This window comes from Dactylosporangium sp. NPDC000244, assembly GCF_040300725.1.
In the GTDB taxonomy this organism is placed as follows: Bacteria; Actinomycetota; Actinomycetes; order Mycobacteriales; family Micromonosporaceae; genus Dactylosporangium.
Genome location: NZ_JBEPEH010000020.1, coordinates 193,230 through 209,670, shown reverse-complemented (window position 1 = coordinate 209,670; position 16,441 = coordinate 193,230). Strand labels below are relative to the sequence as shown.

Annotated in this window: 27 protein-coding genes and 1 tRNA gene; 4 read left to right on the top strand and 24 right to left on the bottom strand. The window is 70.6% G+C overall.

The genetic code is table 11. The features are described from left to right. Positions 1 to 12: 12 nt before the first annotated feature. From ABT369_RS28305 to ABT369_RS28220, 18 genes are all read right to left on the bottom strand, one after another. Positions 13 to 882: a PD-(D/E)XK nuclease-like domain-containing protein gene (locus tag ABT369_RS28305; protein WP_350616398.1), complete on the bottom strand. Its 870-nt coding sequence runs from the start codon at positions 880 to 882 to the stop codon at positions 13 to 15. Continuing rightward, positions 879 to 1,109: a hypothetical protein gene (locus ABT369_RS28300; protein ID WP_350616396.1), complete on the bottom strand. Its 231-nt coding sequence runs from the start codon at positions 1,107 to 1,109 to the stop codon at positions 879 to 881. Before ABT369_RS28300 ends, ABT369_RS28305 begins: the two co-directional genes overlap by 4 nt. Next, complete coding sequence (locus tag ABT369_RS28295; protein ID WP_350616394.1) at positions 1,106 to 1,411, bottom strand: hypothetical protein; 306 nt, start codon at positions 1,409 to 1,411, stop codon at positions 1,106 to 1,108. Before ABT369_RS28295 ends, ABT369_RS28300 begins: the two co-directional genes overlap by 4 nt. Positions 1,412 to 1,422: 11 nt before the next feature. Then, positions 1,423 to 1,716, bottom strand: a complete 294-nt coding sequence (locus tag ABT369_RS28290; RefSeq protein ID WP_350616392.1) for a hypothetical protein — start codon at positions 1,714 to 1,716, stop codon at positions 1,423 to 1,425. Beyond that, entirely contained in the window at positions 1,713 to 1,967 is a 255-nt protein-coding gene (locus ABT369_RS28285) for a hypothetical protein (protein WP_350616391.1), read from the bottom strand. Before ABT369_RS28285 ends, ABT369_RS28290 begins: the two co-directional genes overlap by 4 nt. After that, positions 1,967 to 2,233, bottom strand: a complete 267-nt coding sequence (locus tag ABT369_RS28280) for a hypothetical protein (RefSeq protein ID WP_350616390.1) — start codon at positions 2,231 to 2,233, stop codon at positions 1,967 to 1,969. The genes ABT369_RS28285 and ABT369_RS28280 overlap by 1 nt, the downstream gene beginning before the upstream one ends. Then, entirely contained in the window at positions 2,230 to 2,535 is a 306-nt protein-coding gene (locus tag ABT369_RS28275; protein ID WP_350616389.1) for a hypothetical protein, read from the bottom strand. The genes ABT369_RS28280 and ABT369_RS28275 overlap by 4 nt, the downstream gene beginning before the upstream one ends. After that, the gene (locus tag ABT369_RS28270; RefSeq protein ID WP_350616388.1) at positions 2,532 to 2,918 is read right to left on the bottom strand and encodes a hypothetical protein; all 387 of its coding nucleotides are present in this window, start codon (positions 2,916 to 2,918) and stop codon (positions 2,532 to 2,534) included. Before ABT369_RS28270 ends, ABT369_RS28275 begins: the two co-directional genes overlap by 4 nt. Then, a complete protein-coding gene (locus tag ABT369_RS28265; RefSeq protein ID WP_350616387.1) occupies positions 2,915 to 3,211 on the bottom strand; it encodes a hypothetical protein in 297 nt (98 codons plus the stop codon). The genes ABT369_RS28270 and ABT369_RS28265 overlap by 4 nt, the downstream gene beginning before the upstream one ends. Further along, positions 3,208 to 3,576 (bottom strand): SsgA family sporulation/cell division regulator, encoded by a 369-nt coding sequence (locus ABT369_RS28260; RefSeq protein WP_350616386.1) that lies wholly within the window; start codon positions 3,574 to 3,576, stop codon positions 3,208 to 3,210. The genes ABT369_RS28265 and ABT369_RS28260 overlap by 4 nt, the downstream gene beginning before the upstream one ends. Next, positions 3,573 to 3,923, bottom strand: a complete 351-nt coding sequence (locus ABT369_RS28255; RefSeq protein WP_350616384.1) for a hypothetical protein — start codon at positions 3,921 to 3,923, stop codon at positions 3,573 to 3,575. Before ABT369_RS28255 ends, ABT369_RS28260 begins: the two co-directional genes overlap by 4 nt. Beyond that, entirely contained in the window at positions 3,920 to 4,216 is a 297-nt protein-coding gene (locus tag ABT369_RS28250) for a helix-turn-helix domain-containing protein (protein ID WP_350616382.1), read from the bottom strand. Before ABT369_RS28250 ends, ABT369_RS28255 begins: the two co-directional genes overlap by 4 nt. After that, positions 4,213 to 5,001, bottom strand: coding sequence for a phage antirepressor N-terminal domain-containing protein (locus ABT369_RS28245; RefSeq protein ID WP_350616380.1), 789 nt, complete (start codon positions 4,999 to 5,001; stop codon positions 4,213 to 4,215). The genes ABT369_RS28250 and ABT369_RS28245 overlap by 4 nt, the downstream gene beginning before the upstream one ends. Continuing rightward, on the bottom strand, positions 4,998 to 5,159 hold the full coding sequence (locus ABT369_RS28240; RefSeq protein WP_350616379.1) for a hypothetical protein: 162 nt from the start codon (positions 5,157 to 5,159) through the stop codon (positions 4,998 to 5,000). The genes ABT369_RS28245 and ABT369_RS28240 overlap by 4 nt, the downstream gene beginning before the upstream one ends. A 75-nt stretch (positions 5,160 to 5,234) precedes the next feature. Next, positions 5,235 to 5,450, bottom strand: a complete 216-nt coding sequence (locus tag ABT369_RS28235; RefSeq protein WP_350616377.1) for a helix-turn-helix transcriptional regulator — start codon at positions 5,448 to 5,450, stop codon at positions 5,235 to 5,237. Beyond that, positions 5,450 to 6,127, bottom strand: a complete 678-nt coding sequence (locus ABT369_RS28230; protein WP_350616375.1) for a hypothetical protein — start codon at positions 6,125 to 6,127, stop codon at positions 5,450 to 5,452. Before ABT369_RS28230 ends, ABT369_RS28235 begins: the two co-directional genes overlap by 1 nt. Beyond that, positions 6,127 to 6,390, bottom strand: a complete 264-nt coding sequence (locus tag ABT369_RS28225; protein WP_350616374.1) for a hypothetical protein — start codon at positions 6,388 to 6,390, stop codon at positions 6,127 to 6,129. The genes ABT369_RS28230 and ABT369_RS28225 overlap by 1 nt, the downstream gene beginning before the upstream one ends. 2 nt (positions 6,391 to 6,392) lie before the next feature. Next, positions 6,393 to 6,686 carry a helix-turn-helix transcriptional regulator gene (locus tag ABT369_RS28220; protein ID WP_350616372.1) on the bottom strand — a complete coding sequence of 98 codons (294 nt, stop codon included), beginning with the start codon at positions 6,684 to 6,686 and terminating at the stop codon, positions 6,393 to 6,395. Between the two features lie 216 nt (positions 6,687 to 6,902). Here ABT369_RS28220 and ABT369_RS28215 point away from each other — a divergent pair, with 216 nt between their 5' ends. After that, entirely contained in the window at positions 6,903 to 7,301 is a 399-nt protein-coding gene (locus ABT369_RS28215) for a helix-turn-helix domain-containing protein (protein ID WP_350616435.1), read from the top strand. A gap of 171 nt (positions 7,302 to 7,472) precedes the next feature. Continuing rightward, positions 7,473 to 7,859, top strand: a complete 387-nt coding sequence (locus ABT369_RS28210) for a hypothetical protein (protein WP_350616371.1) — start codon at positions 7,473 to 7,475, stop codon at positions 7,857 to 7,859. An 11-nt stretch (positions 7,860 to 7,870) separates the two neighbouring features. Here ABT369_RS28210 and ABT369_RS28205 read toward each other — a convergent pair whose 3' ends face one another. The 4 genes from ABT369_RS28205 to ABT369_RS28190 form a co-directional block, all read right to left on the bottom strand. Then, the gene (locus ABT369_RS28205; RefSeq protein WP_350616369.1) at positions 7,871 to 8,812 is read right to left on the bottom strand and encodes a tyrosine-type recombinase/integrase; all 942 of its coding nucleotides are present in this window, start codon (positions 8,810 to 8,812) and stop codon (positions 7,871 to 7,873) included. Positions 8,813 to 8,911: 99 nt separating this feature from the next. Beyond that, positions 8,912 to 8,987: transfer RNA gene (locus tag ABT369_RS28200), tRNA-Arg, on the bottom strand. A 149-nt stretch (positions 8,988 to 9,136) separates the two neighbouring features. After that, a complete protein-coding gene (locus ABT369_RS28195; RefSeq protein WP_350616367.1) occupies positions 9,137 to 9,883 on the bottom strand; it encodes a single-stranded DNA-binding protein in 747 nt (248 codons plus the stop codon). A gap of 142 nt (positions 9,884 to 10,025) precedes the next feature. Then, on the bottom strand, positions 10,026 to 11,642 hold the full coding sequence (locus tag ABT369_RS28190; protein ID WP_350616365.1) for a methyl-accepting chemotaxis protein: 1,617 nt from the start codon (positions 11,640 to 11,642) through the stop codon (positions 10,026 to 10,028). A 195-nt stretch (positions 11,643 to 11,837) separates the two neighbouring features. On the opposite strand from ABT369_RS28190, the gene ABT369_RS28185 reads away from it, so the two are divergent. Then, positions 11,838 to 12,497, top strand: a complete 660-nt coding sequence (locus ABT369_RS28185) for a DUF6882 domain-containing protein (protein ID WP_350616363.1) — start codon at positions 11,838 to 11,840, stop codon at positions 12,495 to 12,497. A gap of 99 nt (positions 12,498 to 12,596) precedes the next feature. Here the strand turns inward: ABT369_RS28185 and ABT369_RS28180 are convergent, their stop codons facing one another. Together ABT369_RS28180 and ABT369_RS28175 are read right to left on the bottom strand one after the other, a co-directional pair. Then, positions 12,597 to 13,484 carry a hypothetical protein gene (locus ABT369_RS28180; protein ID WP_350616362.1) on the bottom strand — a complete coding sequence of 296 codons (888 nt, stop codon included), beginning with the start codon at positions 13,482 to 13,484 and terminating at the stop codon, positions 12,597 to 12,599. A gap of 75 nt (positions 13,485 to 13,559) precedes the next feature. Next, entirely contained in the window at positions 13,560 to 14,114 is a 555-nt protein-coding gene (locus ABT369_RS28175) for a hypothetical protein (protein ID WP_350616361.1), read from the bottom strand. Positions 14,115 to 14,238: 124 nt separating this feature from the next. Here ABT369_RS28175 and ABT369_RS28170 point away from each other — a divergent pair, with 124 nt between their 5' ends. Further along, positions 14,239 to 16,293: a cellulose binding domain-containing protein gene (locus ABT369_RS28170; protein WP_350616359.1), complete on the top strand. Its 2,055-nt coding sequence runs from the start codon at positions 14,239 to 14,241 to the stop codon at positions 16,291 to 16,293. Positions 16,294 to 16,441: the final 148 nt, after the last annotated feature.

Genomic DNA, 16,441 nt, shown 5'->3' with positions numbered 1-16,441 from the left:
TTCGTTCGGGGGTTAGGAGTTGTCGTGCTGCCGGATCGCCCACGAGGGCAGGCTGATCTCGGGGATGTCGTCGTCAGCGAATCCGGGCCAGTAGCCGACTTCGGAGCAGTCGCGGAACGTGGCCATCGCCTGCTCGGCGAGCTCACGGCCGACGCGCTGCGTTTCGGCGTCGAGCTGGACGGTCGTCACCAGGTAAGGCGGTTCTTTCATCTGGACGATGAACACGAACAGCGGGTCGTCGGCGAGGTCGACGGCCTGGGCGGCGTCTCGGTACCAGCGGTCTTGCAGGTGGTAGCGGTAGGTGTGGACGGCTTTCGCGAAGTCGGCCGGGTTCGCCGACTGGGCGGTCTTGTAGTCGGGGATGACGAATCGGCCGCGGCCCGGCTCGGGGAGCCAGTCGAGGCGCGCCCGCCGCCAGATGCCGGCTTGCCTGTCGTGCCAGAAGATCGACTGTTCGGGTTTGCCGTGCGCGGGGTCGAGGAGTTTCGACGCGAGCGGGTTGCGGCGGATCGCCGCCGCCATCGCCTTGACCTGGGCGACCTCGCGGGCCAGGAGCGGGATCTTGCCCTCCGCGCGGGCTTCGGCCGCTGCCTCCTTGGCCTTCTTCGTCAGCCAGTTGTCGGCGTCGACCGCGACGAGTTCGGCTCCGACACCGAGGACGAGCTTGTGCGCGGCGTGGCCGAGGTCGAAGACACGCTTCGTCTTCGGCGGGTTGTCGGCGGCGTACCGGAACAGGGCCGGGCACGACGGAGGCAGGAGCAGCTTCGCCCCGGACGCGGACAGTGAGCCGGTAGGAACAGGGTCGGCGAAGTACGTCACCTCATCGAGGTCGTACACGCCGGGCTGGTCGATGACGAGCCGCTCGGGCAGGACTGCGGTCACCGCATCCACCCGCTGACGGCCTCGACGGTGACCTTCCAGCCGGAGCCGAGCTCGGCCCGCCATTCGCCGGCGCGCAGCTGCGCGTCCAGGTAGGGCCGGGCGTGTTCGGTGAGGATGTCGCCGTGCGGCCCGCGGGCGACGAGGAGGTGCGTGTTGCGCCGGGCGTCGGCGGCGACCCGCTGCATGTCGGCGGCGTAGTCGCGGCCGGGGTGCAGGTCGACGGTCATCGGGCACCTCCTCGGACGAGGTGGGCGAACCGTTGCCGGTCCAGCTCGAGCCAGCGCCGGCCGCTGCGGTGGATGCCGTTCGGGACGAGCCGGGCGCGCGCGTCGCTGCGGCTGGCGCGACCGACGCCGCGGTGCCCGCCGCCGACCCGGCGGTGCGACACCACGTCGAGGCGTCGGCGGGTGGGGACGGCGGCGACACCGACCGCGCGGAACGTCGCCGCGACCGGCAGCGTCTCCGGCCGGCGTGACCGGCCACCCAGGTAGGCGGCGCCCAGGACGAGACCGACAGCCGTGGCTGCCACCGCCGCGGGGATCACCGCACACCTGCCTTGTCGCGGCCGGCGCGGCGCACACCTCGGTAGGTGTAGGACCGGAACAGGTCGGAGCTGTGCAGGGTCCGCTTCAGCCGCCGCTTGCCGGGCTGCCGGGCCAGCAGTACGGGGCCGTCGAGGACCACCGTTTCGTCGGCGTCGCTCAGCATGTCCTGGAGCGCCTGCGGGATGTGAGGCTGGTGCAGCGTCTCGCGGCCGTGCTCCCACGGGTCGGTGTCCTGTCCGGCCCACCAGCCGCGGACTGTGGCCACGGCCGCCTGCCACGCCCGCTTCACAGTTCCACCTGCGCAGCGTTCGCGACCCGGATGATCCGGTCATCCCGGTCGGCCTGCCGGTTGGGGTGCAGCGCGTCAGCGATGAGCCGGTCGACCTTGCGGCCCTCGGCCCGCCACAGGTGCACCGCGAGGCCGGTGAGCGCGGCGCCGGCCGACGCCCACAGCAGCGTCTCGCTGGTCACCGACCCGACGACCTTGGCCTCGACCAGGAGCAGGGCGGCGACCACGCCACCGGTCAGAAATGCGTGCATCAGCGGCACCTCCGGAAGGTCATGAGCCCGAGCAGGGCGGTGAACAGGACGGCCGAGGTCGGCCAGGAGACGAGCCCGTCGTCGAACGGGCCGACGATCGCGACCAGGGCCCCGGTCTCCGACCCGGCGATCGCGACGTGTGTGGCGAGACGGGGCAGAAGACCCCACGGGAAGTGGGAGCGGCGGACGGGCTGGACCGCGGTACGGCGACGTAATCGGATCGGCCACGGGGCAAATTCGTCGGTGGTGGCGTCTGCGAGACTCACGGCGCCACCTGCGCCTTCAACCCCTGCAGGTGCGCGTACGCGCCGAGAACGATCAGCCCGTCGTGGACCGCGTCACCCGACTTCCACGCCTCCTCGCCAGGCCCGAGCCCAGTCCGGAGCCGCTGCAGTGCGTGCGTCATACGGCGGGCCACATAGCGTTCCGCGAACGGCATGCTGACCGCCGCGTTCTGGTCCACGACGTCAAGCTCGGTGGAGTCCCTCACCGGCGACGGGTCCGCGCAGTGCCGGCCGAGCTCGTCGGTGAGCAGGTCGGCAAGGATCGACAGGTCGACGGTGGTCACGCGCAACCACCTGCGGAGACGATCTCCTTGCACGCTTCCAGCGCCACATCGGCAAGGAAGGCGGCGACCTCATCCGCGCTGAGCTGCAGCAGCAGACTCGAAGCCGGACCAGCGTCGACATCGACGGCGAACCAGCCATGGGCGACGCGCATCGTGGCGAATCCGAACGGGTCGACGGAAACGCTGTCGAACGCGTCCGTCATCGCCTCGACCGTCACCTCGATCTCGGGCACCCCGTCGACGACGATCGACACCTTGCCCCGGCAGTTCGGTGCCGAAATCAGCGTTGCCCAGTCCTCGGCTGTCCCGCGCCACCGGTCGAGGCGGATGTCGCGGTCGTGCTGGGATGCGTACACCCGCAGCGGGGTTTTCACGATGCTCATCGCGGGCTCCATTCCGGCGGCGGGCCGACAAGGTCGAACACGGCGTTGAGGTCGGCCGTGACCTCGCCCATGGCGTCTGCGAGCCGGTGCAGCTCCGTCTCGGCGGCGTCGGCGGCCAGGTGCATCGCCGCGGCGACCCGCTCGTCCTCGGCGGTTGCGGCGGCGTCGGCGAGGGTCGCGGCGAACATGCGCCGGTCGGCGGCGTACTGCCGCGCGGCGGCCGGGTCGACCGCCCACAGCTGCCGGACGTGCACGGGCGCGTCAGCGATCTCGGCGCGGGTGCGGGGGCTCACGCCGCACCGTCCAGCAACTGCGCCAGGCACCGGTCGATGTCGAGGAACTCGAAGCCGGGCGGCACGAGCTGGCTCATCTCGGCGAGGAACATCCGCACGTCCGTCGCCCGGCAGTCGAGCATCGCCCGGCCCTCCGGCGAGGACAGGCGGATGAAGAAGCGGCCACTGTTGGCCCAGCAGCACACGTCGCCGAGTCCTGCCACATCGTGCAGCGCCTCGGCGAGCAGTTGGCGGTCGAACATCCACGTGCTGTCCGGCTCGAACGTCAGCCGGACCGTGAACGGCTCGGCGTCGTCGAAGTGGAACGTGCCGACGTTGTAGCCGTCACCGACACGGAAGTGGACCTTGCGCTCGACGGTGGTCACGCTGCCACCGCCCCGGCCAGCTCGTGCACGTCGTGCGGCTGCTCACCGAGAGCATCGCCGTGGCCGGCGAACACGACCCGGTCCATGCGACCCGAGAGCGTGCAGGCGGAGTCAGCCCAGCGGACCGCCAGCGACCACACCTCACCGGGGTCGCCGCCTGTGGCGAGCGCGAACGCGCCGCCGGGCGTGACGCCCCGCGGGACCGCGAACGCCAGCGTCAGGCCGTCGAGGTCGCGGACCTTCACCGACCAGAAGCCGCCCGGGAGCCGGGTCGCCTGAACGAGGCCGGGGGAAACGTGGACGTAGCCGGTGTTGACCGTGAGCGTGCTGGCGAGGACGGCAGTCATGCGGCCACCCGCCCGCGGTCGATCCGGTCGGCGAGAGAGCGCAGCGTGTCGGCGACACCCGTCTCGACGGGCGCGTCGACCGGCACGAACGCCAGCTTGTAGCCGTAGACGCGGAGAAGCTTCCGCAGGGCGTCCGGCGTCGGCCGGCGGTCGCCGCGCTCGTACGAGCCGATCACGACGGCCGCGAGACCAGACTTGCGCGCGGCGCCTTCCAGGGACAGGTTGTGCTGGGTGCGCAGCTCCCGCAGGCGGGTGCGCAGCGGGTCGGCGGTCCACGCCTCGCGGCCGTTCATCGGGTCACCGCCAGCTGGGCCGGGGCGAGGATGCCGACCGCGCGGCCGATCGCCTCGAGCATCTGCCCGGCCGACGCGCCGTGCGGGAAGTGCAGCGAGATCTGGGCGACCGTCGCCAGCACCGTGGCGTTGAGCAGTGCCAGCTGGTCCTCGGTCAGGTAGTCCTTCGCGACCGTCGACTTCCGGAAACCCTCGCCGCGCCTGCGGACGACTCCGGTCCGCTGCGGCTGCGTCGCCCGGATCGTCGCTGCGGTCCGGCCGAACAGCAGCAGGTATAGCGTGTTCTGGACGTGGGCGTACTCGTCGTCGACGGCGCCGCCGAGCTTCAGGTAGTTGAGGATCGCCTTGTAGTCCATGCGCTCGGCGAGGCGTCGCTTGGCGATCTCGTCGAGCGTCTCCTGGACCTGCTCGATCTGGGCGTCGGTGGCGCGCGGGTTGATCGCGCCGCCCTGGGTCCAGTACGCCTCGATGGCGTCGGCAACCTCGGACTGGTAGGCGACCAGTAGGGGGCGGGCAGCTTCGTTGACCCGTGACGCGGGGATCGTTGCGAGCGCCATCAGGAACGTACGCAGGTCCGCGGTCACCATCTGCTGAACGCCACCGGCCGTAGGTACCGTCGTAACACCGGTACCTGCCCACGTTTGGCGCTTGAGCTTGCGGATCTGCTGGTCAGCGTCGAGGCCGATCGCCTCGAACGCGGGCTTGAGGACGACGTTCGGCTTTCCGTCGACGTCGACGGCGAGGACTTCGGAGCCGTGGAACGGGATGCGGACGATGGTGTTCACGCGGCCCACCGCCTGCGGATGCTCGTCTCGGACTGCCGGTCGAACTCGAGGTGCGCGGCCCGGAGCGCGCCGGTGCAGTACGTCGCGCACCACGGGCACGGTGTGAGCATCGGGACGGTGGCGGCCGGCGGGGGAGTGGTCGTACGATGCGGGTGCATGCGCTGACCCCTTTCGCTGAGTGGACTGGTTGGTGCTGCTGGACCTCGGCGTGGCTGCGTCGGGGTCCTGCTGTTTCAGGCGACGGCGCGCAGGTGACGCTGCCGCGGCTGGTGCAGCGACGCTTGGAGTGCGGCGACGGCGGCCCGCGTGTACCGGACTGACCGGCCCAACCCCGGCTGGGGTGTGATCCGGCCGGCCTTGCGCTGCTGCGCGACCCAGCTCCCCGACATGCGCATCAGGCCCGCGACCTCGGCGGTCGTCAGGAGCTGCAGCGGGTCGGGGGCGGACATCAGGCGGCCCGCCGGTCGAGCGCAGCGGCTTGAGCGACCGCGACCTCGATAGCCTGGGCGGCCATCTCGGCGGTCATTCGTCGCATCCGCGGGTTCGGCGGCTGGGCATTGCTCAGGTTGATTGTTGAGATGGAGCCGTCCACGTCTGCGGCGTTGAGCCACGCCAGCGACAAGCCGGTGAGGCCGGCAATCTCCGGCAGTGGGTACAACCGTGCGGCACCGGCCGCCTGGGTCGGGATGCGCCGCGGGGCTTCTCCGTCGTACGGACGAGGAAGAGACGGACGTGGGAGGGCTGCCTGCGGCTTGGGGGCGCGCTGCAACGGAAGCCGCACCGCATAGCGCGCGGCGCGCTCAGCGGCCAGACCGGTGAAGTACTCGTTGCCGATTGGAATCGCCTTGCCTCGCTGCTTGCAGTAGGCGATCAGCGCGGTCTCGTTGACTGCCGCGTTGAGGTGCGGCGTGGAGACCCACAGGTAGTTGACGCGCCGCTGGTGGATCGCCGAGCTGAACACGTGCCGGCCGATCCTGGCCGTGGCGTCTCGTGCAACGCCGACCTTCAGCACGCCGGTGTCGAACTGGATGGCGTACAGGTAGCGCTCGCCCTCGCGGGCTGGTTCGACGGTGAGCCAGAACGCGGCCGGGATGGCGAAGTCGTCAACGGAAACGGCGATCGGCATCAGGCGGCCTTCTTCTTGCCCCTGCTGCGGCTCGACTTGAGCTGCAGTGACTTGAAGTAGGCCTTCTTCGCCGACTCGGCACGCTCGGCCCGCACGTGTGGTTCGAGGACGCCGTCGGGGTCGACCTCGCGCTCGAACCGGGCGAGCATGCCTTCCAGCGCGGGCCGCATCGCTTCTTTGCGGTCCGCCTCCCGTGCCCAGCGGGTGTGGGCGGCGAGGGAGGCGCGCATCTTGCGCTGGGCGGGGGTCATCTCGTCGGCCATGTTCAGGCCGCCGTCTTCACGTGGCCGCGTTCGGGGAACAGGTCGTCGACGGTGACGCCGAGGATTCCGCAGATGGCTTTGGCGCGGCGGACGGACAGGCCGATGTCGCCGGCGCGGAGGCGGTTGAGGGCGCTGCGGGCGATGCCGACGTGACTGGCGCGCTGGGTGTCGGTGGCGTCGGCGCCGAGGATGGTCGTGGTGCGGGCCATGAACAGGTCGTTGTCGAAGTAGCACGGGCCGGGGACAGGTTCGGTACTTGACGCCTGGCCTCGTGTACCAGCTTTGGTACTTGGCATGGGCCTACCGTACAGTCCCAAAGTTGGGACCCGCAAGCGTGTCGGCACATCTTTCTTGCGGCGCCCGGGCGTGACATAGTCCCAGTCATGGGACTCCCATTACCCCTTGTCGATAAGCAAATCGGCCGACGCAATCACGTGTCCCAAAATTGGGACGTACCAGCATCGCCACATGTGGATCCCACCGCGGCGGCATACGTTGTCCAGGTGTCGGACATGGACAGCGCCGTAAGTACCATCTGGGGGACGTACGTCCGTACCGAACGTCAACGTCAAGGCATCAACCAGGACGAACTCGCCGATCGCGTCGGCGTCGATCGAAAAACCCTGATGCGCATCGAGTCGGGCGAGACCAAGCGCGTCGACCTCGCGATACTCATCGAGATCTGCACAGCCCTCGGCATCCGCCCCTCGGACGCCGTCGCGACACTCGTTCCCGGCGCCGAACAAGTCCCGCCGCCACCACCGCTACCGCTCGAAATCGCCCGGCTCGTCGACCACTACATGGCCCTCGACGTATCCGACCGCACGATCCTGCTGCAACGCGTGGGCTGGGTAAACGAGTGGGCTGAGATGTGGATGCGGCTACGCGAAGAGCGTCGTACCCACGGGTAAATTCGGCGGACTCTTTGTCCCGTATCTGGGCTCAAAGATCGTGAGGGCCCGAACAGATCAGTAACGTTTCCCCTGTCCACAACGACCGGACGGGCAACTGCTACCCCGTTCACGGCACGGACGGGGACAGTCGTACCCCCGTGCCCTGAAACCAGTGCCCGGGGGTACGTCATGAGCCGAAACCACGAACGCATCGGCAAGCTCGCCCGCGGTCTGGCCTATCTATGCGGCACCGGCGCCTTCGCCGCGCTCACCCATCGCTTCGACACCGACGACGCCATCACCGTGGTCATCGCCGTCGGCACACTCGCGGCGATCTTCGGATTCCTGCCGCGCGCAATTGGCGCCGTCCTGCGCGAACAGCTCAACAAACGCCTCGACGAGCGGTTCGCCCAACTGCGCGACGAACTCGGCGAGGACGTCACCACCGCGCTACGGCACGCTGTCGAGCTCGGCGTCTACGACGGGGCGCTGCGGCGCAGCCTCGAACGTCGTGAGGGCGAACCGCCCCGGCCACGCCGGCTGCACTCGGTGCCACGCAACCGCGAAGGCGCGTAACGCCAGCAGGCTCAGCCGAGCCGGTCGGCGATGGACGCCCGGCGGGCCGCGCGTTTCGCGCGTTCCGTACGGGCGCTACGCCCATACCGTTTCGGCATCGCATCCGACGACCACCCGAACAATGCCATGGCGTTGCCCTCGGACTGGTTGCCGTCGAACCAGACGTGCGCCGCCGTGTGCCGAAGCTGATGCGGATGGATCTTCGCGATCCCGGCCTGACGGCATCGGCGTTCGAGCATCTGCGTGATACCCGAAACCGTCAGGTGGTCGTCGACCTCCTGACGGAGCGTGCTGAGCCACAGCCAAGGCGACGCCGCGTTCTTGCGCTTCGACCGGGCCCGGACGTACCGTTCCAGCGCCTGGCCTGTCTTGGCCCCGAACGGGATGGCCCGCGTCTTGGCGCCCTTGCCGTGAACCGTCACCTCATCTTTGCGCAGGTCCAGTCGTTCCAGGGTGATGCCGGCCATCTCAGACACGCGCGGCGACCCGGCCTCGCAGAACATCCGGATGATCGCCATGTCCCGGCGTTCCTCGAACGTCGTCCCCGAGCAGGCTTTCAGCAGGGCTTTCAGATCGTCGTCATCGACGATCGGCGGCGGAACGTCGTCGACCTTCGGCTCCCGCAGGTTCCGCATCGGCGACGCCAGGATGATCTCCTCGGTGACCATCCAGTTGAAGAATGCCCGCTGGCTGCGGAACCGGATGGCCATGGTCGTCGCGGACAGCCGCTGCAGGCGGGTCTCGTAGTAGCTGGCGATGTCGTCCTTGGTGAGCACGGCGAGATCTTTGCCGGCGTGGAACCAGGCGAGGTCGGCGAGGTCGCGATGGTAGGCGACGATGGTGTTCTCGGAGCGGCGGGCGGCGCGGAGGTGGCGCCGGAATCCGAGCCAGTACAGCTCGTTGGGGTCGCTCTCGAGGTGCTCTTTGGGGATGGCGACGCGTTCGGCACGCATGGAGGCACTGTAGCCCCAAATGGCACTCTTCTGCTGTATCAGCGCCGTACTAGATTGTGTCCTTCTGTATGGCCAGCGTTTTGCCTGGTAGATGGTGTGTGGTGCGCCCGGTAGGACTCGAACCTACGACCTTGGGATTAGAAGTCCCCTGCTCTATCCACTGAGCTACGAGCGCATGTCGTCGCACAGGCTACCGTCATCCCCCGTGGCCGTGCTGAAGACCTGCCTAAGAACAGCACGCCGCCGGTTCCGGGAGCAACCGGGTAGACGGCGGGCCGGCGCCGCGGGCGGGGAAACCCTCGGCGCCGGCCCGCCGCCCGGTCCTCAGACGCCCACGGGCACCCGGGTGCGCGGCTTGCGCCGCGGCCGCGGGCCAGGCTCGGGCCCGACGGCCGTCCCCTCCTCGTCGTCGAGCTCAACGTCGGGTTCGTCGCCGGATTCGTCGTCCGGCTCGTCGTCGGGCTCGGCGGCGGAGCCCGGGGCCGGGGTCTCGAAGGCCGCGGCGAGGTCGTCGGTCGCGGCCAGCGAGGCCAGGATCTCCTCGGCGAACGGGTCGCCGTCCTCGACCAGCGTCACCACGCCGCCGAGGTCGGGGTCGAAGGCCTGGCGCCGCGGCAGGCCGTTGATCTCGTCGGCCGGAACCGTCGGGGCCTCGCCGATGCGCGCGTCGCCGAGCTCGTCGTCGATCGTGCTGGTCGCGGTCTGCGGCCTGATGCGGGCGAACTTGGCGCGCCCGCGCGAGAGGTCGTGGCCCACCGTCTGCGCGTCGAGCTCGTAGCTCACCCGGCGCACGTGGTCCTCGGTCTCCCAGTCGCGGCTGTAGAGCCGGCCGGTCACGATCACCGGATCGCCCACCTGCACGCTGCGCGCCACGTTCTCGGCGAGCTGCCGCCAGCAGTTCACCCGCACCCGCAGGCTGTCCCCGTCGATCCAGCGGCCGTCGGCCCGGTCGAGGCGCCGCGATGTCGACGCCACCTTGAAGCTCGTGACCAGCGTCTGGTTGTCCACGAGCCGGCGGCAGTCCGGCGCGTTGAGCACGTTGCCGACGACGGTGACCATGGTCTCGAACACGGTCTTGCTCCCTCCACGTTTCCCTTGCGGTGTCGGGAGAGAGCGTGCGCGAAACGGGGGTCGTCCCGCTGGGCGTGAGGGCCGGATCTGTGGACGGCGGGGTACTTGTGGACGGGGTCGCGGGCCGGGCCGAACCGTGCTATCAGACCCGGAACTGGCCCACGAGGACGTGCAGCTCACGGCTCATGCCCGAGAGCTCCTCGACGGCCGTGCGGGTGTCCTCCACCCCGTCGGTCGTCACCCGCGCCGCGTCGGAGATGCCGGCGATGTTCGCGGCGATGTCGGCCGAGCCGGCGGCCGCCTGCGCGATGTTGCGGCTCATCTCGTCGGTGGTCGCGGTCTGCTCCTCGACGGCGGCCGCGATCGTCGTCTGGTAGTCCCCGAGCCGCCCGGTGACCTCGACGATCCGGTTGATCGCCTCCGTCGCGGCGGTCGTGTCGGCCTGGATGCTGGCGATCTTGGCGGCGATGTCCCCGGTGGCGCGGCCGGTCTCCTGGGCCAGCTCCTTGACCTCGTTGGCCACGACGGCGAACCCCTTGCCGGCCTCGCCCGCGCGGGCCGCCTCGATGGTCGCGTTGAGCGCGAGCAGGTTCGTCTGCCCGGCGATGTCGGTGATCACCTTGACCACGTCGCCGATCTGCGCGCTCGAGCCCGAGAGCCGCCCGATGAGGTCGAACGCGGACTGCGTGAGTTCCGTCGTCTGCCCGCCGACGCGGGCGGCCTCGGCGGCCGTACCGGCGATCTGCTGAATCGACGCGCTCATCTGCTCGGCGCCGGTGGCCACGGTGTGCACGTTGCCGGAGACCTCGTCGGCGGCGGCGACGATCAGCCCGGACTGCGCCGAGGTCTCCTGCGCGCTGGCCATGATGCGCCGGGAGGTGTCGGTGAGCCGCTCGCTGGCGACCGCGACGGTCGCGGCAGAACCACTGATGGCCCGTACCGTTGCCGCGATCTTGTCCACGAACGTGTTGAACTCCCGGCTCACGGCCGAGAACTCGTCATGCCCGCTGACCGTGAGCCTTCTGGTGAGGTCCCCGTCGCCCTCGGCGATGTCCGCGAGCCGGTCGTGCAACGCGCGCAACGGCCGGATGACGGACAGCGAGAGCGCGACGGCGAGCAGGATCGACAGCGCGAGGGCGATGACGCCGACCGTGTTGGCCAGGCGCTGCGTCCGGTTCGCGCGCGCGGCGGCGGCCACGTGCGCGGCCGCCTCGAGCTTCCTGGCCGAGGCCAGGAGCGCGTCGACGCCGTCGGCGATCCGCGCGTACACCTGGAGCCCCTCGCCGACCACCAGCTCATTGGCCGCGCTGACCTGCGCGGGCGTGCCGGCCCGGTAGTCGGCGACCACGCGGTCGTCCATGGCGACGAAGTCGGCGTACGCGGTGCGAATGGCCTCCACCGAGCCCCGGTCGACCGCCGAGAGCGGCAGCTTCGCCATCGCGTCGAGCTCGGTGCTGAAGTCGCGCATCGCCTGCAGATACGCGGCCCGCGTCTCGGCCGTGTCGTCCGTGGCCCCGGGCAGCCCGCGCACGACGTCGAACGCGTACCCGACCTGCCACCCCGAGATGTCGGTGATCCGGAACTTGAGCTGCTGCGCGGCGTCGAGCTGGGCCTGCGAGGCCGACAGCCGGACGGCCGTGTCCCGGGTCCCGCGCGCCGCCGAGATCGCCGAGAGCCAGATGGCCACGACACACAGCGACACGACAAGGAACCCGACCACCAGCCGCGTGACGACCCGCGTCCGCCGGAGCGCGTCCATGCCCGACCTATCGGCGCCACCGAACCGCACCGAAGCAAAAACCAAAGATCCAAAAGCGGCGAGCTACCGCGATGTCCGCCGTGGTCCGGACCGTAACTCCCGTGGCCTCACCCTCCGCGTGGAGGCGCGGCCGACCTGGCGGCGCGCACCCCTGCTCGCCGGGCGGGGCCGGCGGCCGGCTGGCAGACTGGCCGGATGCCGACCTTCGAGCAGCTCTTCGCCCAGCACGTCGCGACCGGAATGGCCCGCCAGCTGGCCCTGGCCGACCTCATCGGCGAACGCGACTGGCAGCTGGACCTGTCCACGGGCCAGGCGACCTTCGGCACCGACCTGCGCTACGACATCCAGCTGCTGGGCACGGAGAGCCACAACGACGAGACCTGGCTGTGGGCCTGGGCGAACGAGGCGAGCAACCTCCCGCCGGACCTGCTGCGGCTGAGCGCGTGGCTGCGGGAGTACGGCGCCGAGGAGCAGGTAACCGAGTTCGTGACCCCCGGCTTCTCCCTCGCCCAGGCCGACGGCCACCGCCTGGCCCTCGTGGCCGGAAGCCTGACCGGCCGCCCGTACTACCGGGGCCCCTACGACGGCGGCGCCGTCTTCTTCCATCTGGAGGGCACCCCAGCGCAGCTGTCGGCCCCGGTGCGCCCGGAGCGGGCCCTGACCGTCCTGCAGCAGGTGATCTCGGCCTTCCCCCTGGACCACCGCACGACGGCGAGATCCTTCTTCGAACAGCAGACCTGGGGAGTCGACGAGGCCGCGGACTCGATGATCGTCCAGCACCCGGAGGGCACCACGATCCGCATCTCCTTCGACGACCTGGGCCGCATCAGCAAGATCGAGGGCACCCTGAGCTGAACAAGAAGAGCGCTGAACGTGAAGAGACCGGCATCCACGGGGGAAGACGCCGGTCTCACGACCCATGATAGTTGCCCCGGCAGCTACCCGCCACGGGACTCACACCTCTTGTGCCGGGACGGCCGGTGGGGAGACGCGGCGCATCACGTAGCCGGCGAGCGCGGCGGCCGCCCAGCCGACCATCGCGATCGTCAGCGTCGTCACCGCGAGGTGGACGATGTTGTTGCCGAGGCGGTCGGAGACCGTGCCGCGGATCGTGGAGCCGCCGCCGGCATCCGGCGGTCCGCCGCCGCCGAGGACGGCGACCGCGACGGTGGCGAAGAGCAGTTGCAGCAGCCCGGCGCTCAGGGCGGCCAGCCGGGCGACGCGGCGCCCGGCGGCCGGGTCGCGGCGCCACAGGGTGCCGGCGACGCCGATGACGGCGGGCACGGCGAACACGATCACCCCCCGCTTCCAGCCGATCGGGACGAAGGTGACCTGGTCGGCGGCGGTGAACCCGGACATGACCAACACCGCCAGGGTCGCGAGCACGCCGCCCAGCACGCCGGGCAGGGCGACGCCGGGGCGGCGCAGCAGGGCGCTGGCGCCGAGCAGGTAGCCGGCGCAGACGAGGCCGACGACCGCGAGGGCGACCCAGTCTCCGGTTCCCAGCCCGTAGTCGACGAGCACGACCGCGTGGATGGCGAGGCTGGCCGCGATGATCCCGATCGCGGCCCACAGTGCGGCGGCGGCCCGGCCCCAGGGCGGCATGACCACGGCGGCACCGGTGCAGCCGAGCGCGAACCGCAGCCGCGACCAGCGGCCCTCCAGCGCGCCGAGCTCACCGAGCATGGCCCGGCCCCACTCCGCCCGCTGCGCCGAGAGCAGACCGACCGCCCAGCGCAGCAGCCGAAGCGGCGCGTCCTCGGCCGGGCCGTCCCGGAATCGGCGGTACAGGACGATCGCCACGACGATCGAGGTCACCAGGAACACGACGAACAATGGCATCGACGCCTCACTCAGGCGATGGGAGCGGCTGCGCGGCCTTAACTCTACTCATGTAGCCATTAGCGTCAAGAGGCCCTAGGCGCAGGAGGGGCGGCCGCCGGACGAGCACAGGCGGTGGATGAGCGCGTACCGCTCGGGCGGCAGCCCCGGCCGGTGCACCACCGTCAGCGGGCCGAAACCGTGGGAGCGCGGGAAGGCGATCGGCAAGGGGCCCGAGAGCACCACGCCCTCCAGGTGCGGCCAGGAGGCGAAGACGCGCTCCAGGCCGGGGACCGCCGTGTCGTCCAGGTCCGGGAAGGCGCCGTCGTCCTCGATCCAGACCCAGACCGACGGGGCCGTGCGGGTCTGTTTCGCCTTGAGCTCGATCGCGCGGACGAGGCGTCGGGCAGTACCGGTGCCACTGCCGCCTTTGTTGAATCCGCGCAGCTCCAGCCGCACGTCGCCGAGGAGGAGGTCGCCGACCGGGGGCTCGAGCACCGGGCGGACCCCGGCCAGCAGGGCCTGCGCCGCGAGGTGGGCCTGCAGGCGGCCGTGGCGCTGCTCGTCGCGGCTCGGGTTGCGCGCCAGGTGCTCGCGCAGGCGGGCGATGCCCTCCACGTGGTGAGCGGCGAGGAAGCGAAGCGCATCCATGAAAGGTTCTCCGCGATCGCGCTGACAAATGCTGACAAACCGGGCGGGCGCTTGCCCACCGGACCGGGCGGGACGCAGCTTCCGGATCGAAGCGTTTCACACTCCGAGCGAGAGGTCCGCCGCCATGCCCCAGAGTTCAGTGCGCCGCGCCGCCGGTGCGTTCGCACTGCTCGTCGCGGCCGGCGCGTTGTCCAGCCTGCCACTGGCCAGCGCCTATGCCGATCCCGTCCCCACCAACGTCACCGTCAACACTCGCGCCGGGCTGGCCACCGTCGCCGACACCGCGCTCGGCGTCAACCACGCGATCTGGGACTCGGAGCTCGGCACGACCGCCGTGTCCGACCTGCTCGGCGCGGCCGGCGTGGGCATGGTGCGCTACCCCGGCGGCTCGTACGCCGACATCTACCACTGGCAGACCCACACCGCGCCGGGCGGGTACGTCGCCCCGAACACGGACTTCGACACGTTCATGGCCGGCGCCCGGCGCACCGGCGCCCAGCCCATGATCATCGCGAACTACGGCACCGGCACCGCGCAGGAGGCGGCGGACTGGGTGCGGTACGCGAACATCACCAAGGGCTACCACGCGAACTACTGGACGATCGGCAACGAGAACTACGGCAACGGCCACTACGGCACCGCCTGGGAGGCCGACGACCACGCGGACAAGAGCCCGAAGCAGTACGCCGAGGAGGTCGTGGCGTACTCGAAGGCGATGAAGGCCGTCGACCCCGGCATCAAGGTCGGCGCGGTGCTCACGACCCCGGCCAACTGGCCCGACGCGCTCGTGGGCGCGGGCGACGCGGGCTCGTGGAACCAGGTGGTGCTGTCGATCGCGGGCCCGTCCATCGACTTCGTGGACCTGCACTGGTACCCGGGCGGCAACGGCGAGGCCGACGCACTGACCAAGCCGGGCCAGATCGACGACATCATGTACATGGTGCGCGACCAGCTCACCCGGTACGCGGGCGCGAACCCGGGCCGGATCGGGATCAGCCTCACCGAGACCAACGTCGGCGTCGGCCAGAACACCCAGCCCGGCGCGCTGTTCCTGGCCCAGACCTACAGCGGCATGCTCGAGAACGGCGTCTTCACCGTCGACTGGTGGGACGTGCACAACGGCATCGGCACCGTCTCGACCGTCGCCGGCCAGACCGACTACGGCGACTTCGGCATGCTGTCGAGCGGCAACTGCAACGCCGACAACACCGTGTGCGAGCCCGCGAAGAACACCCCGTTCGCGCCGTACCACGCGCTGAAGCTCATGCACTCCTTCGCGCACCCCGGCGACCAGCTCATCCGGGCCGGCACCGACAACCCGCTCGTCGCCGCGCACGCCGCGCGCCGGGCCAACGGCGACCTCACGGTGCTGCTGGTGAACATGGACCCGGCGAACAGCCACGCGGTGAAGATCGCCTACGACGGGTACACCCCCTCCTCGGCGGCGCCGACGGTCGAGTCGCTGCTCAACGGCGCCGGCGGCATCGCCAGCGCGCAGTCCGGCACCGCGGCCGCGCAGACCCTGGCGCCGTACTCGCTGACCGTGCTCACCCTGCACCCGGCGACGTCCCAGGCCAACGCCCCGAAGGCGCCGGCCCGCCCGTCGGCGAGCGCGATCACCGACCGCACGGCGACGCTCACCTGGCCGGCCTCGCAGGCGGGCGTGAAGTACGAGGTGTACCGCCAGGTCGGCGCGCGCTCCGAGCAGCTCGGCGAGACGACCTCGACGACGTTCACCGCGGGCAACCTGACGCCGGGCACGCGGTACACCGTGAACATCGTGGCCCGCGACGGCTCGGGCCGCGCGAGCTGGTCCTCGCCGCCGCTGACGTTCCTGACGGGCGCCCCGGCGACGAGCACCTGCGGCATCCGGTTCGCGGACACCAACGACTGGGGCAACGGGTACGTCGGGAACATCGACATCACCAACACCGGTACCGCCGCGATCAACAACTGGACGCTGACCTTCACGTGGCCGACCGGCTGGCAGAGCCTGAGCAGCGGCTGGAACGGCACCTGGACCCAGACCGGCGCGACGGTCCGCGTGACCCCGGCCGACTTCAACAAGGACCTCGCCCCCGGCGCATCGACGAGCGTGGGCTTCGTCGGCGCCTACAGCGGCCCGAACATCCCACCGGCGGCGTTCACGCTGAACGGCAACGTCTGCTCGGTCGGATAGCGTTTTTTCAAGCAATTCAGAGCTACCGCGATGTCCGCCGGGCCCCTGACCGTTACTCCCGTGGCCTCACCCTCCGCGGGTGATAGCGGTCAACCTGGCGGCGCGTTCACGATTCGTTGAAGCGTTCGGTCCGGCGGTCGCCGCCACC

Excerpts from the sequence above, each read along its gene's own strand:
- ABT369_RS28230 (WP_350616375.1), bottom strand. The coding sequence starts at position 6,127 with ATGCCGATCGCCGTTTCCGTTGACGACTTCGCCATCCCGGCCGCGTTC.
- ABT369_RS28225 (WP_350616374.1), bottom strand. The coding sequence starts at position 6,390 with ATGGCCGACGAGATGACCCCCGCCCAGCGCAAGATGCGCGCCTCCCTC.
- ABT369_RS28205 (WP_350616369.1), bottom strand. The coding sequence starts at position 8,812 with ATGCGTGCCGAACGCGTCGCCATCCCCAAAGAGCACCTCGAGAGCGAC.
- ABT369_RS28210 (WP_350616371.1), top strand. The coding sequence starts at position 7,473 with ATGAGCCGAAACCACGAACGCATCGGCAAGCTCGCCCGCGGTCTGGCC.
- ABT369_RS28285 (WP_350616391.1), bottom strand. The coding sequence starts at position 1,967 with ATGCACGCATTTCTGACCGGTGGCGTGGTCGCCGCCCTGCTCCTGGTC.
- ABT369_RS28220 (WP_350616372.1), bottom strand. The coding sequence starts at position 6,686 with ATGCCAAGTACCAAAGCTGGTACACGAGGCCAGGCGTCAAGTACCGAA.
- ABT369_RS28180 (WP_350616362.1), bottom strand. The coding sequence starts at position 13,484 with ATGCCATTGTTCGTCGTGTTCCTGGTGACCTCGATCGTCGTGGCGATC.
- ABT369_RS28235 (WP_350616377.1), bottom strand. The coding sequence starts at position 5,450 with ATGTCCGCCCCCGACCCGCTGCAGCTCCTGACGACCGCCGAGGTCGCG.
- ABT369_RS28175 (WP_350616361.1), bottom strand. The coding sequence starts at position 14,114 with ATGGATGCGCTTCGCTTCCTCGCCGCTCACCACGTGGAGGGCATCGCC.
- ABT369_RS28255 (WP_350616384.1), bottom strand. The coding sequence starts at position 3,923 with ATGACTGCCGTCCTCGCCAGCACGCTCACGGTCAACACCGGCTACGTC.
- ABT369_RS28270 (WP_350616388.1), bottom strand. The coding sequence starts at position 2,918 with ATGAGCATCGTGAAAACCCCGCTGCGGGTGTACGCATCCCAGCACGAC.
- ABT369_RS28190 (WP_350616365.1), bottom strand. The coding sequence starts at position 11,642 with ATGGACGCGCTCCGGCGGACGCGGGTCGTCACGCGGCTGGTGGTCGGG.
- ABT369_RS28185 (WP_350616363.1), top strand. The coding sequence starts at position 11,838 with ATGCCGACCTTCGAGCAGCTCTTCGCCCAGCACGTCGCGACCGGAATG.
- ABT369_RS28170 (WP_350616359.1), top strand. The coding sequence starts at position 14,239 with ATGCCCCAGAGTTCAGTGCGCCGCGCCGCCGGTGCGTTCGCACTGCTC.
- ABT369_RS28215 (WP_350616435.1), top strand. The coding sequence starts at position 6,903 with ATGGACAGCGCCGTAAGTACCATCTGGGGGACGTACGTCCGTACCGAA.
- ABT369_RS28240 (WP_350616379.1), bottom strand. The coding sequence starts at position 5,159 with ATGCACCCGCATCGTACGACCACTCCCCCGCCGGCCGCCACCGTCCCG.
- ABT369_RS28300 (WP_350616396.1), bottom strand. The coding sequence starts at position 1,109 with ATGACCGTCGACCTGCACCCCGGCCGCGACTACGCCGCCGACATGCAG.
- ABT369_RS28250 (WP_350616382.1), bottom strand. The coding sequence starts at position 4,216 with ATGAACGGCCGCGAGGCGTGGACCGCCGACCCGCTGCGCACCCGCCTG.